A 13,285-nucleotide genomic window follows, 5' to 3' on the forward strand; every position below is an offset into this window, starting at 1 on the left:
TAAGTTTAAAACTTGTGAGGGTTTTGTTATTTCAAACGTTAAACCCTGTTAAATATTTGCTTTTCTCCTCATTTTCATTATATTATAAGAATGATTCAAGAAGACAAAGCAAAATATTCAGACATTTTAGAAAACTCCATTACCTACTTAGAAAAACGAGGTTTTGAAAACATTAAAGCAGATATTGATGGCTACGAAACCCCAAAATCTTACTTAAAAGCAGGAAGCGATGTGAGTATTACTCCAGACATTGTTGCCGAAAAAGAAGGTAGAAAACATTATTTCGACATAAGTTTGAAATCAGAAAAACCAAATCTTTTAAAATCCAAATGGCTATTTCTTAATAGGTTGAGCAACTTAAAATCGTCGAGATTTAGACTAATTACCACCAAAGGGCATTATGCCTTTACACAAGAAATGTTAGACGCCACCAACCTTACCAATAAAACATTGATAAAAATTTAAAGCGTTTATTGTATTCAGCAATAAGCTAAGAAGATTAGTAAACGGTACCCGATTAAGCAGGTAAAAAATACATGTAACTTTCGATAGATTTTAGGGTCTAAATAGTAAAGCCAAAAAATAAATTAAAATTTTTGTAACAAAATTTGATATATATACGTATAACCACTGAATAACAAAATTCATTTTAAAACTTACAGGAGAACTTTAGATGAGACAACTTAAAATTACGAAACAGGTTACCAACAGAGAAACCGCATCGTTAGACAAATATCTACAAGAAATTGGAAAAGTTGACTTAATTACCGCAGACGAAGAAGTAGAATTAGCACAACGCATTAAAGCTGGCGATCAGTTAGCTTTAGAAAAATTGACGAAAGCTAATTTACGTTTCGTAGTATCGGTAGCTAAGCAATACCAAAACCAAGGTTTAACATTACCCGATTTAATAAATGAAGGTAATTTAGGCTTAATTAAGGCAGCACAACGTTTTGATGAAACACGTGGTTTTAAATTTATATCATATGCTGTTTGGTGGATTCGTCAATCGATTCTTCAGGCATTAGCTGAACAATCGCGTATTGTACGTTTACCATTAAACAAAATTGGTTCTATTAATAAAATCAATAAAACATTTGCCTTTTTAGAGCAAAGCCATGAGCGTCCGCCTTCTGCTGAAGAAATCGCGAAAGAATTAGACATGACTATTAACGATGTTAAAGAGTCTATGAAAAATTCTGGTCGCCACGTAAGTATGGATGCGCCTTTAGTTGAAGGTGAAGATTCTAACTTATACGACGTATTAAATAGTGGCGAATCTCCAAACCCGGATAGAGAGTTATTACATGAATCTTTACGTACCGAAATTGAGCGCGCTTTAGAAACGCTTACACCTCGTGAAGCCGATGTAATTCGTTTATACTTTGGTTTAGGAAATCAACACCCAATGACTTTAGAAGAAATTGGAGAGACTTTCGATTTAACGCGTGAACGTGTTCGTCAAATTAAAGAGAAAGCAATTAGAAGACTAAAACACACGTCAAGAAGTAAAATATTAAAAACCTATTTAGGATAGTAATCTTATAAAATTACGACTAAATAACAGTAACAAACAGTTACAAAACATAACTGTTCGTTTTTTGATTGATGAAAGAACCCTCGGCTGATTACCGAGGGTTCATTTTTTTTATAGCACTATTTAATAACTTCAGATAAAGGCCAATAATCAAATTATTAATTACTTTTGCATCGCCAACCAAAAGACATTTAAAAGCTGTCTGATAAGTACAATAAGATGCTTAAAACTATTTGCTATATAAGCGATTCTAGAATAAATAAATCGATTACTGATTTTAATAATTTAATTCGCACTGCCAAAACTAATAATGCTAAAAACAACATTACGGGTATTTTAGTTTACAAAAACAATAACTTTTTACAAGTGTTTGAAGGCGCCCCAGAAACCGTCGATACTATTTTTGATAAAATCCGTATGGACCAGAGACATCAAAACATTTTTAAAATAATAGATACTTCTATAGACCAGCGTATTTTTGAAGAATACAAATTTGGTTTTACCGTGGTTAGTGATAAACATGCTTTACAAAACTTATCAGACTATTTAGAATGGTTACGAAATGCCGATAACATGATTGCCAACGAAATCGTGACTATGGTTGAAAATTTTATCAATCAATAATACCAGAAGTAGATCTAAAAAGTTATTTTTGGCAAAATCAATATTTTAAATAAAAATGAGTACAAAGTTAATAGCACCATCTTTACTAGCGGCAGATTTCGCCAATTTACAACGTGACATCGAAATGGTGAATCAAAGTGATGCCGACTGGTTTCACATCGACATTATGGATGGGGTTTTTGTACCTAATATATCTTTTGGAATGCCTGTGCTTGCAGCTATTTCTAAGCACACCAAAAAAACTTTAGACGTTCATTTAATGATTGTAGACCCAGACCGATACATTAAAACATTTGCCGATTTAGGAAGTGATATTTTAACGGTTCATTATGAAGCTTGTCCTCATTTACACAGAACATTACAAGCCATAAAAGCAGAAGGTATGAAGGCGGGCGTTTCGTTAAATCCGCATACTAGCATTAATCTTTTAGAAGATACCATTAACGACATTGATTTGGTACTAATTATGAGTGTAAACCCAGGATTTGGCGGTCAAAGTTTTATTGAAAACACTTACACTAAAGTAAAACAACTTAAAGAATTAATTACACGCAAAGGCGCATCTACCATAATAGAAATTGATGGCGGTGTAACAACTAAAAATGCAAAAGCACTTGCTGATGCTGGCGCCGATGTGTTAGTAGCGGGTAGTTTTGTGTTTAAAAGTAATAATCAGCTAGAAACTATTAAAGAATTAAGAGCAGTTGCCAATTCTTAATACTGATTAACAAAATAGTTTAACAAATCGGTAGTTGTTATAATCCCTATTAAAATGCCTTGATCTACAACAGGTAAGGCATGAAATTCTTGTTTGGCCAAAATTTCGGCAGCTTCTTTAATTGAAGTATTACTACCAATGCTGGTAACGTTTTTACTCATTACTTGTTCAATAGTAAACATATCAAAAACTACGGAATCGATATTATTTTCATCATCTGAAACCTCAGAAAAACTTATTCTAAGCAAATCGGAATAACTCAACATCCCTATCACAGTTTCATCTTGAACCACTGGAATATGTCTAATTTTATGACGTTTAAATAGCTTTTCTGCACGTTCCAAATTATCTTCACGTGTAAGTGCAATAATATTTTTACTCATTATTTCAGAAACTGGCGCTGTACGTATCATTTTCAAGAATTAAGTATTAATATTAAGGATAAACAAGTACTTATTTTAAGAACAAAATCAATCTGAACTCCAAAAATAAAACTAAAATTGTTTTAATAAATATTTTATTAAATCGGTGGTCGTTATGATGCCAACAAGTTTATTATTACTTACAACGGGTAAGGCGTGAAACTCTTTTGTTGCTAAAATTTCTGCTACCTCTTTTATGGAATTTGATGCAGATACAGAAATAACATTTTTTTTCATCACTTGTTTAATAGTGAACATATTGTACACCATCGCATCAGCATCGGCATCGGCACTATCGGTTACGTCTGCAAAACTAAGTCGTAACAAATCTGTATAGCTTAACATTCCAACTACCTCATCATCAGAAACCACTGGAATATGCCTAATGTGATGTTTTTTAAAAAGCATTTCTGCCTTTTCTAAACTATCTTGTTTTTTTAATGTAATGACAGGCGAAGTCATTATCATCGAGATTGGTGCTTTTCGTATCATGACATTTATTTTAAAACTTGACTATGACTAAAGTTATAAAACAATCACTTTAAAAAGTATGATAAAAGTCATGACCTAATAGCCTGCAACAGAAAAGTTAAGCATTTGCTTTACTTTGCTATAAAGTACAGGAAACTGATTTTTAAAGGTTTGAGGTGTTTCTATGAAGTTTTCTATAACAACCGCTAAAAATTCAAATTGATTGGTAAAGGCATATCTCCTAAAATAATCAGATTCTAATAGCCTTAGTTTTAGCGATTCGTTTGTATTTAATAATTCGGAAAGTTCGGTGAATGAATCGCTAAATATGGTTGAACTCACATCGCGCTCCTTTAAACTATTAATATGAATAGCATGTGTAAACTCATGAATTCCCAGATTTATGTTGTCGCTTTCATTAAAAAAACCCTTTTTAAAATCTTCCCAGGATAACACCAAAGCTGCCAACTTAGGATTGAATTCTCCTTTATGATATTGTTGATTTGTGCTAGAAAAAAAGGCACTTGGGTAAACTACAATTTTAGAAATTAAGCCTATATAATAATCTCGAAAACCAAATGTAAGCATAACAGCAGTTGCCGAAATTAATACGCGAACCTCATCGGAAATTATAAGACCATCTCTACCAATAAAATCTTTATCTAAAATGAAAGAGGCTACACGATGTTCAAAATAGCGTTTTTCTTTCTTAGTAAGCTTATTATAAAACGAAAACTGTTGTATTAAAACAGTTTTTTGGTTCGTATTTAATCGGCGTAAATAATAATAAAAATGATGATACAGTGGTTTTTTCCGCTTTAAAACATACCCCATTTCTATCATTCTAAACAAGTAGTACAATATAATATAGCCCAAAACCGCAAATAGAATACCTAATAGTATGGTACTACTCATATTAAAATCTTTAGCATTTAAAATAACCGGCATGAAGTAACAACGTTTGTTTTAAAATTTAATTACACTTTAATTGATTAAAAATACAAAACCTGAATATAAATTCAACTTAATTAAATTTATATTCAGGTTTAATGAGTAGTGACCGCGAAGGGATTCGAACCCCCAACCCTCAGAGCCGAAATCTGATATTCTATCCAATTGAACTACGCAGCCATAATTACTGTAAAACAGGAATCTATTTTTTTAAGACAATTTCGCCTTTACTATATTAGAAATGGTTTTACCATCTGCTTTTCCGGCAAGTTCTTGACTAACAATACCCATTACCTTGCCCATATCTTTCATACCCGATGCACCAACTTTATTTATGGTCTCTAAAACAACTTTTGTTACTTCTTCGTCGCTTAAGGCTTCTGGTAAAAACTGGCTAATTACGTCTGCTTCAGCTAATTCTGGTGCTGCCAAATCTTCTCGACCTTGATCTATATAAATAGCAGCACTATCTTTTCGTTGCTTTACCAGTTTTTGAAGCATTTTAAGCTCTTGCTCTTCTGTTAATTCTTCTTTTGCACCACTTTCTGTTTGCGCTAATAAAATCGCTGATTTTACCGCTCTTAAAGCTGTTAAGGCCGTTTGATCTTTAGATTTCATTGCCTCTTTTAGAGCTGTCATGATGTTTTCTTGTAAACTCATTGTAATGTTTTATTTGAATGCGAAGATAAAAAATAGAATCTTATTTGACAGGTATTTTGTGAATACGTTTTTATGAAAAATTTGCGATTCTCACTTCCGTGGAAAATAAAAACCCGAAAAGCTGAGGGAAACTTTTCGGGCTCATAAATAAATAAGTAAGGCTAGTATATTTTTAATCTACATTATCGTGTAGAAACGAATTGTTGCTTCGTATTTGAATGTCATCATTATCATCGATTCCAATACTAGATCTAGACATATCTGTTTCAGAAGAATGCTTTGCTTCATCTAAATTAATACCCTGACGTTTGTATGCTGGTACTTTTTCTATATCGTCAATTTTTGCATTGTTGAATTTATAGTTAAAGTCTTTCATTTTGCGTCTTCTTTCTTCGGCACGTTCTTTAAGCATTTCTGAAATAGGACTGTTTAACGGATCTACTTCTTCATCTTTAACTCGTTCTACTTCGGAAATTTTGGATATTTTCTTTTCAAAAACTATTTCTTGATCGAATTCTTCAATTAATTCTGCGGTTTCCTTTTGCTTCTTGTTCATTGACGATTCAACCTCAATATAATCTTCTAAAGCATAACGAATATCGCCTTTTTCATTTGTTTCACTAACAGGAATAAGCTCAACATAATCATTGACTGTAATTTTCTTAATCTTATCATCCATTTCAAATGACAACAAATCATCTTCTTTTTCAGATTTTTGACTTGCCGAAAGCGGTAAATCGAATGTTAATGTAATTTGTTGTTCTTCTTCCATATAATCAGAAACCACTTCAATATCAGAAATATTTTTATCTGATTTCGACATTTTGGTAACTGGTTTAATGATAAAATCTTCGTCTTCTTTTACTGTCGATTTTACTTCCTGGTAAACTACTTTAAGATTTTTAATATATTCTGAAGTTGGAATTAAATCATTATTCGCTTCAGGTTTCGTAGGTTTTTCATTTGCTACACTACTCTTCTTAGGAAAATCTAACTCATCAGCATCAAAATCTAAAGTATGTTTTACTATAGGTGTTTCTTTCTTTTCCTTTAATTCTATGGTTGGTGCAATTATAACCGGTTCTTTATCTTTAGGTGATAAATCTAAATCTTCACTAACTAACGAATGCACAACTTTTTTAGTTTCGGTGTTAGAAATTTCATTTTGTTGTTCTACATCGAAACCAGTGGCAATAATAGTTACTGCGATAGATTCTTCTAATGTTTCATCTTCGCCAACACCCATAATAATGTTAGCACCATGACCTGCTTCGTTTTGAATATGGTCGTTTATTTCACCAATTTCATCAATAGTAATTTCGTGAGATCCTGAAACTATAAGCAGCAATACATTTTTAGCTCCAGTAATTTTATTATCGTTTAATAAAGGCGAATCTAAGGCTTTACGAATCGCATCTTGAGCACGATTTTCGCCAGAAGCTAATGCAGAACCCATAATAGCCGTTCCACTATTACTTAATACGGTTTTAGCATCGCGTAAATCGATATTTTGAGTATAGTGATGTGTAATAACTTCGGCTATACCACGAGCAGCTGTAGATAGCACTTCGTCTGCTTTAGAGAATCCTGCTTTAAAACCAAGATTTCCGTACACTTCGCGAAGTTTGTTGTTATTAATTACAATTAAAGAATCTACTACTTCTCTTAAGTTTTCAATACCAATTTGCGCTTGTTCGATACGCATTTTGCCTTCAAATTGAAATGGCATCGTTACGATTCCTACGGTTAAAATGTCTAAATCTTTAGCCATTTTAGCTATAATTGGCGCAGCGCCTGTACCAGTACCACCACCCATTCCGGCAGTTATGAACACCATTTTAGTGTTTGAATCGAGCATATTTGAAATATCCTCGAAACTTTCAACCGCAGATTGCTCGCCTACTTGAGGGTTTGCGCCAGCCCCTAATCCTTCGGTTAAATTTACACCTAACTGTATTTTATTAGGAACTCCGCTGTTTTGGAGTGCTTGTGCGTCTGTATTACAAATGTAAAAGTCGACTCCTTTAATGCCTTGCTGGAACATGTGATTTATAGCGTTACTGCCACCACCGCCAACACCAATAACTTTAATGACATTTGATTGATTTTTTGGTAAATCAAATGCGATACTTGCGAATTCTTTCTTGCTGCTCATAAATTCTGTTTTACTGGTATTATACTTTAATTATTACTTTTATTGCTCTTTGGATTATTTGAACTATTCTGCATTATCTAAAAAATCTTTAACCCGATCGGTTAACTTATCCAGAAACGAACGGCGTTCTTTTGCTGGTTTTTCTTTAATTTCTTCAGTGGGTTTTGGTTCTTCACTTATGGCCTGATTTTTAACCTGTAGCTCTATTTTTTTGCGCTCATGTCTTTTTAAACCATCTAAAACCAATCCTACTGCCGTGGCATATAACGGACTTGTGATATCCTCATCACTATCGCCAGCTAGATGCTCGTTCGGATACCCTATTCTGGTATCCATACCTGTAATGTACTCTACTAATTGCTTAAGGTGTTTAAGTTGCGCACCACCACCGGTTAACACAATACCGGCAATCAGTTTTTTCTTTTGCTCTTCGTGCCCGTAGTTTTTAATTTCGACATAAACTTGTTCTATAATTTCAACAATACGAGCATGAATTATCTTCGAGAGATTTTTAAGGGTTATCTCTTTTGGTTCTCTACCTCGCAACCCAGGTATTGAAACGATTTCATTATCTTTATTTTCACCTGGCCATGCAGAACCGAATTTAATTTTTAATAATTCGGCTTGCTTTTCTATAATAGAACAGCCTTCTTTTATATCTTCTGTAATAACGTTGCCTCCAAACGGTATTACCGCGGTGTGACGAATAATGCCATCTCTAAAAATGGCTAAATCTGTGGTTCCACCACCTATATCAATCAACGCAACGCCCGCTTCTTTTTCTTCCTGACTTAATACGGCATTCGCAGATGCTAATGGCTCTAAAGTAATCCCTTCTAAATTCAATCCAGAACTCTGTACGCAACGACCAATATTCCTAATTGAAGATACTTGACCTACTACTACATGAAAATTCGCTTCTAAACGACCACCATACATTCCAATAGGCTCTTTTATTTCGCCTTGCCCATCAACTTTATATTCTTGTGGTAATACATGAATAATTTCTTCACCAGGAAGCATCACTAACTTGTGAACTTGGTTTATAAGTCTATCGATATCATCTTCATCAATTACCGTTTCAGAATTTGCTCTGGTTATGTAATCGCTGTGTTGCAGACTTCTAATATGCTGACCTGCAATACCTACTGTAACGCCTTCAATTTTTATATCTGATGCTAATTCCGCTTCTTGAACTGCTTGCTGAATAGACTGAATTGTTTGAGTAATATTGTTTACCACACCACGATGCACGCCTAAGCTTTTAGACTTTCCGATGCCTAAAATTTCAACTTTTCCATATTCATTCTTACGACCAATCATAGCCACAATTTTTGTGGTTCCTATGTCTAATCCTACTGCTAAATTATGCTCCATGGTTTATATTTTGGTACATACTACTTGGTTATCGAATTGTAAATTCACCTTACTGTAATTATCCAATGCGTTTTCTTTAAGACATTGCTGATAGAACGCCTTTAAGTTGTTAATTTTCTTATCTAAAGACGTAACATCTCCTAATTGAACTAAAAAGTTACTTTGTCTTAATTTTAAATAAATCATATTATCTATTCCCTTATGAATTTCTATAACATGCTTTTTTAAAAATTCATCTTCATTTATTTTTTTTGCAACTATATAGATGCTTTTTAAATTATTTTTTTCAATATAACCGGTTACCAGAGGTACTCTGGCGGTAAAAACGCTTGACAAAGGCATGTAAAAACCGTCGCCATCAATATAATATGATGCGTTAGTACTTACTCTTGCAATAGGTGTTTTCTGTTCTATTTTAGCGTTAAGTGTACCATTTACAGCAACATACACTTCTGCGGTTTTAATCATTGGGTTAGATTTTAGGGCATTTTCTAACTCATTCAAATCTAAAGTTTCTTTGGGTACTTTTTCAAGACCACGATAACTTTGTATTAACAATTTACTAACATTTTCGTTTGTTATAAACATATTGCTTTCACCCACAAAATTTATGTTAGGACTAGATACAATTCTTACATTATTTCTTTTTGCAGAAAATGCAAATAGAAACCCAACCAACAGTAGTACGAAACTTATTTTTATGTAATTCCAGTTAATTCGCAACGTTAAATTCTTTTTTAATATGTTTAACTTCTTCTCCAATATCTCCTGCACCAATTGTTAGTACAATCTGAGCATTACTTTCGTGTATTTTTTTAAGCAAATCTTGTTTACTGACTAATTGTTTGTTCTTATTAGCAATTTTACTTAATAACCAAGCCGAAGTAACACCTTCTATAGGCAATTCTCTAGCCGGATATATATCTAAGAGCAATAACTCATCAAACTGTGATAAACTTTTTGCAAAATCGTCAATAAAATCGCGTGTTCTACTAAATAAATGTGGCTGAAAAACTGCTAACACCTTTTTATTAGGATACATTTCTCTTACTGCCTGGTGCACCGCATTGATTTCTTCCGGATGATGTGCATAATCATCTATATACACGAAATTGTCGGTTTTTATCTGATAGGTAAATCGTCGTTTTACGCCTTTAAAAGACGCTAAAGCATTGGCGAGCTGCCGGTGAGGGCAACCATATTCTACAGCCATCGCCAAGGCTATTAGTGCATTAGACAGATTATGTCTACCAGGTAGGTTAAATTGTAAATTTTCAAGCAGAGTTTTTGGTGTTTTTACATCAAAAACATAACTGCCATTTTCTATTTTTATGTTTTGAACCGAATAATCGGAATCGTCCTCTATACCATAAGTAATACCATCGATAGGCAAACCGTTTCGAACAAATAGTTTTCCGTTAGGTTTTACTCTTTTTGAAAAATCGACGAATGATTTTTTTAATTCTGAAGCATCTCCATAAATATCTAAATGATCTGCATCCATGGAAGTAATACAGGCTAAATCTGGCGATAATGTTAAAAATGAACGGTCGAATTCATCGGCTTCCACTACCGAAACTTCCGTACCATTTAATATGAGATTAGAATTGTAATTTTCGCAAATACCTCCTAAAAAAGCAGTTAAAGGCACATCACATTCATTAAGCAAATGCCCTAAAATACTCGATGTAGTTGTTTTTCCATGTGTTCCAGCAACCGCCAAACAAAAAGTGTTTTCGGTTATTAATCCTAAAATTTGAGAACGTTTTAAGATCTTAAAATTATTGTTTTTAAAATATTCAAACTCTAAATGGCCTTGCGGAATTGCTGGCGTATAAACAACTAATGTCGATTCAGAATTTAAGCACGATTTAGGTATAGATGAAACAGCATCTTCAAAATGAACCTCTACGCCTAAAGCTCGCAGACTATCGGTAATTTCAGAAGGCGTTTTATCGTAGCCAGCAACCAATTTACCATTTGCTACAAAGTAACGCGCTAAAGCACTCATACCGATGCCTCCGATACCAATAAAATAAACGTTATGTATGCTGTTTAAATTCATTTGTTTTTTAAAAGTTTTTCAACCTCATCGGCTATTTGGTTAGTTGCATTAACCAATGCTAAATTTTTTATTTTTTTCCCAAGTTTTTGTTGCTTCTCTGGCGACGCTATAAGTTGTGAAAACTTATTTTCGAAATCAGTATCTAAATCCTCTTCCTTAATTATCATGGCCGCATCTTTTTCCACAATAGCCATGGCATTTTTGGTTTGATGGTCTTCTGCCACATTTGGCGATGGCACAAAAATGACTGGTTTTCCAACAATGCATAGTTCGGATACCGAACTGGCGCCTGCGCGCGAAATAATAATATCTGCGGCAGCGTAGGCAAAATCCATATTGTTTAAAAACTCATAAACTTGCACGTTGTTAGTGTTGTTATAAATTTTATACTTACTGTAATACAACTTACCACATTGCCAAATAATTTGAACATTTTGAGAATCTAAATAGTCCAATTCCTTTTCAAGAAGCTGGTTGATTCTTTTAGACCCCAAACTTCCACCAAGCACCAATAAGGTATATTTACCATGCTTTAATTTGAAAAAATTCTTTGCTTCAATGGTTTTGCTGTCGATATCTAACAAGCCTTTTCGAACCGGGTTTCCCGTTTTTATAATTTTTTCTTTTGGAAAAAACCGTTCTAATCCATCATAAGCCACACAAATTTTATGTGCCTTTTTAGCTAATAATTTATTCGTTATTCCGGGAAACGAATTTTGCTCCTGAATTAAACTAGGTATATTATTTGCTGCTGCCACATACAACAACGGACCACTGGCAAAGCCACCAGTACCTACAACCACATCTGGTTTAAACGATTTTATTATTTTTCGAGCGTTCCACAAACTGCTTATAAGTTTTAATGGAAACATTAAATTTTTTAAAGTTAGTTGACGTTGGATACCTGATATCCAAAGTCCTTTAATGTCGTATCCAGCCTGAGGAACTTTCTCCATTTCCATTCTATCATTGGCGCCTACAAACAAAAATTCTGCATCTGGGTAACGAGATTTTAACTCGTTAGCAATAGCTATTGCAGGATAAATATGCCCTCCTGTTCCGCCACCAGATAATATGATTTTATAATTACTCATTTATAATGCTTCACTTAATATTTCAAGTGGATTTTCTTCAACACTTTCTTGTTCCTTAATTTCTTCTCGTTTTGCGCTAACGCTTAAAATAATTCCAATAGCTAAACAGGTCATCCATATAGAGGTTCCACCACTACTAATTAATGGTAAGGTTTGACCTGTAACCGGAAACAATTCAACTGCTACCGCCATGTTTATTAAAGCCTGAAACACAATAGGCAACCCGACACCGAGTACTATTAATTTGCCAAAATCTGTGTCGGCTTTCTGTGCCACAATTACGATTCTAAACAAAAACCACAAATAAAGTATCATAATAAAAACACCTCCCAAGATGCCATATTCTTCGATGATGATTGCATAAATAAAATCGGATGAGGATTGTGGCAAAAAGTTTTTTTGAATACTTTTTCCAGGACCCAAGCCTTTAATCCCTCCAGTAGCAATGGCAATTTTTGCTTTCTCTATTTGATAATCGGCCTCTGTATCTTCGTTATTTGAATAGTTTATAATTCGATTCTCCCACGTTTCAACTTTTACACTTAACGGACCGGTGCTAAGTTTTGCCATCAATATAAAAAACGCCAACCCTAACAAACCTAGTCCCAATATTATTCCAATATATCGCAATGGGTAACCTCCCAAAAACACGAGCACCAAAACCATTAAAAACATAATGGCCGTAGTTGAAAAATTTGAAGGAAGAATTAACCCTAAAACTAAGAATACAGGAATCCATAGTGGTAAAATAGAACTTCTAAAGGTTATTGCTACGTCTTTTATTTTAGACATATATCGAGCCACATAAACCATCAAAACAACCGACGCGAACGTAGATGTTTGAAATGAAACACCTACCACAGGAATTTCTATCCATCTACTCGCATTAGCCCCTTCTATAGTAGTTCCTTGAAGCATAGTAATTACCAACAAGACCACAACTATAGGAATCATGACAAGAGACAATCCTTTAAAATAACGGTACGGGATTTTATGAATTCCATACATTATGCCGAACCCTAATAACAAGTGCACAAAATGTTTAATAAAAAACGTAAAGGTATTTCCGCCACCTGATCTATATGCCAAATTACTTGCGGCACTATAAACAGGCAAGAACGACAAGATTGCTAATAGTGCAACAATGGCCCATATTAACCGATCTCCCTTTATGTTATTAAATAGTGTTTGCACCTATCTACCTTTTAAAA

At 33.8% G+C, this 13,285-nt stretch carries 14 protein-coding genes and 1 tRNA gene; 4 read left to right on the forward strand and 11 right to left on the reverse strand.

What is annotated here, in order from left to right; all coding sequences use genetic code 11:
• Positions 1-90 precede the first annotated feature (90 nt).
• The 4 genes from ACFQ0I_RS16125 (at position 91) to rpe (ending at position 2,879) form a co-directional block, all read left to right on the forward strand.
• A complete protein-coding gene (locus ACFQ0I_RS16125) occupies positions 91-465 on the forward strand; it encodes a hypothetical protein (RefSeq protein WP_379943991.1) in 375 nt (124 codons plus the stop codon).
• 208 nt (positions 466-673) lie between these two features.
• A complete protein-coding gene (locus ACFQ0I_RS16130) occupies positions 674-1,537 on the forward strand; it encodes a sigma-70 family RNA polymerase sigma factor (protein ID WP_072402889.1) in 864 nt (287 codons plus the stop codon).
• 219 nt (positions 1,538-1,756) lie between these two features.
• On the forward strand, positions 1,757-2,161 hold the full coding sequence (locus ACFQ0I_RS16135) for a BLUF domain-containing protein (RefSeq protein WP_379943992.1): 405 nt from the start codon (positions 1,757-1,759) through the stop codon (positions 2,159-2,161).
• A gap of 55 nt (positions 2,162-2,216) precedes the next feature.
• Positions 2,217-2,879: a ribulose-phosphate 3-epimerase gene (gene rpe, locus ACFQ0I_RS16140; protein WP_379943994.1), complete on the forward strand. Its 663-nt coding sequence runs from the start codon at positions 2,217-2,219 to the stop codon at positions 2,877-2,879.
• On the opposite strand, the gene ACFQ0I_RS16145 is transcribed toward rpe, so the two are convergent.
• The 11 genes from ACFQ0I_RS16145 to ACFQ0I_RS16195 all read right to left on the reverse strand — a co-directional run bounded on the left by ACFQ0I_RS16145 (position 2,876) and on the right by ACFQ0I_RS16195 (position 13,268).
• Complete coding sequence (locus ACFQ0I_RS16145; protein ID WP_379943995.1) at positions 2,876-3,292, reverse strand: CBS domain-containing protein; 417 nt, start codon at positions 3,290-3,292, stop codon at positions 2,876-2,878. The genes rpe and ACFQ0I_RS16145 overlap by 4 nt on opposite strands.
• Before the next feature lie 81 nt (positions 3,293-3,373).
• Positions 3,374-3,793, reverse strand: a complete 420-nt coding sequence (locus ACFQ0I_RS16150; protein WP_379943996.1) for a CBS domain-containing protein — start codon at positions 3,791-3,793, stop codon at positions 3,374-3,376.
• 75 nt (positions 3,794-3,868) lie between these two features.
• Positions 3,869-4,720, reverse strand: coding sequence for a zinc-dependent peptidase (locus tag ACFQ0I_RS16155; RefSeq protein WP_379943998.1), 852 nt, complete (start codon positions 4,718-4,720; stop codon positions 3,869-3,871).
• A gap of 109 nt (positions 4,721-4,829) precedes the next feature.
• Positions 4,830-4,903, reverse strand: a tRNA-Arg gene (locus ACFQ0I_RS16160).
• A gap of 30 nt (positions 4,904-4,933) precedes the next feature.
• Positions 4,934-5,383, reverse strand: coding sequence for a GatB/YqeY domain-containing protein (locus ACFQ0I_RS16165; RefSeq protein WP_379943999.1), 450 nt, complete (start codon positions 5,381-5,383; stop codon positions 4,934-4,936).
• Between the two features lie 172 nt (positions 5,384-5,555).
• Complete coding sequence (ftsZ, locus tag ACFQ0I_RS16170) at positions 5,556-7,538, reverse strand: cell division protein FtsZ (RefSeq protein WP_379944000.1); 1,983 nt, start codon at positions 7,536-7,538, stop codon at positions 5,556-5,558.
• Between the two features lie 63 nt (positions 7,539-7,601).
• Positions 7,602-8,915 (reverse strand): cell division protein FtsA, encoded by a 1,314-nt coding sequence (gene ftsA / locus ACFQ0I_RS16175; protein WP_379944002.1) that lies wholly within the window; start codon positions 8,913-8,915, stop codon positions 7,602-7,604.
• A gap of 3 nt (positions 8,916-8,918) precedes the next feature.
• Complete coding sequence (locus tag ACFQ0I_RS16180) at positions 8,919-9,638, reverse strand: cell division protein FtsQ/DivIB (protein WP_379944003.1); 720 nt, start codon at positions 9,636-9,638, stop codon at positions 8,919-8,921.
• Entirely contained in the window at positions 9,628-10,980 is a 1,353-nt protein-coding gene (murC, locus tag ACFQ0I_RS16185; protein WP_379944004.1) for a UDP-N-acetylmuramate--L-alanine ligase, read from the reverse strand. Before murC ends, ACFQ0I_RS16180 begins: the two co-directional genes overlap by 11 nt.
• Positions 10,977-12,074, reverse strand: a complete 1,098-nt coding sequence (gene murG, locus ACFQ0I_RS16190; RefSeq protein ID WP_379944005.1) for an undecaprenyldiphospho-muramoylpentapeptide beta-N-acetylglucosaminyltransferase — start codon at positions 12,072-12,074, stop codon at positions 10,977-10,979. The genes murC and murG overlap by 4 nt, the downstream gene beginning before the upstream one ends.
• Positions 12,075-13,268: an FtsW/RodA/SpoVE family cell cycle protein gene (locus ACFQ0I_RS16195; protein WP_379944006.1), complete on the reverse strand. Its 1,194-nt coding sequence runs from the start codon at positions 13,266-13,268 to the stop codon at positions 12,075-12,077.
• Positions 13,269-13,285 lie beyond the last annotated feature (17 nt).

The sequence above is a fragment of the Mariniflexile aquimaris genome, from assembly GCF_042676825.1.
Taxonomy (GTDB): Bacteria; Bacteroidota; Bacteroidia; order Flavobacteriales; family Flavobacteriaceae; genus Mariniflexile; species Mariniflexile aquimaris.

What these genes read in the sequence shown, in the direction of transcription:
- ACFQ0I_RS16130 (WP_072402889.1), top strand. Translation starts at nt 674, where the DNA reads ATGAGACAACTTAAAATTACGAAACAGGTTACCAACAGAGAAACCGCA.
- ACFQ0I_RS16135 (WP_379943992.1), top strand. Translation starts at nt 1,757, where the DNA reads ATGCTTAAAACTATTTGCTATATAAGCGATTCTAGAATAAATAAATCG.
- ftsA (WP_379944002.1), bottom strand. Translation starts at nt 8,915, where the DNA reads ATGGAGCATAATTTAGCAGTAGGATTAGACATAGGAACCACAAAAATT.
- rpe (WP_379943994.1), top strand. Translation starts at nt 2,217, where the DNA reads ATGAGTACAAAGTTAATAGCACCATCTTTACTAGCGGCAGATTTCGCC.
- ACFQ0I_RS16125 (WP_379943991.1), top strand. Translation starts at nt 91, where the DNA reads ATGATTCAAGAAGACAAAGCAAAATATTCAGACATTTTAGAAAACTCC.
- ACFQ0I_RS16155 (WP_379943998.1), bottom strand. Translation starts at nt 4,720, where the DNA reads ATGCCGGTTATTTTAAATGCTAAAGATTTTAATATGAGTAGTACCATA.
- murC (WP_379944004.1), bottom strand. Translation starts at nt 10,980, where the DNA reads ATGAATTTAAACAGCATACATAACGTTTATTTTATTGGTATCGGAGGC.
- ACFQ0I_RS16165 (WP_379943999.1), bottom strand. Translation starts at nt 5,383, where the DNA reads ATGAGTTTACAAGAAAACATCATGACAGCTCTAAAAGAGGCAATGAAA.
- ACFQ0I_RS16150 (WP_379943996.1), bottom strand. Translation starts at nt 3,793, where the DNA reads ATGATACGAAAAGCACCAATCTCGATGATAATGACTTCGCCTGTCATT.
- ftsZ (WP_379944000.1), bottom strand. Translation starts at nt 7,538, where the DNA reads ATGAGCAGCAAGAAAGAATTCGCAAGTATCGCATTTGATTTACCAAAA.
- murG (WP_379944005.1), bottom strand. Translation starts at nt 12,074, where the DNA reads ATGAGTAATTATAAAATCATATTATCTGGTGGCGGAACAGGAGGGCAT.
- ACFQ0I_RS16145 (WP_379943995.1), bottom strand. Translation starts at nt 3,292, where the DNA reads ATGATACGTACAGCGCCAGTTTCTGAAATAATGAGTAAAAATATTATT.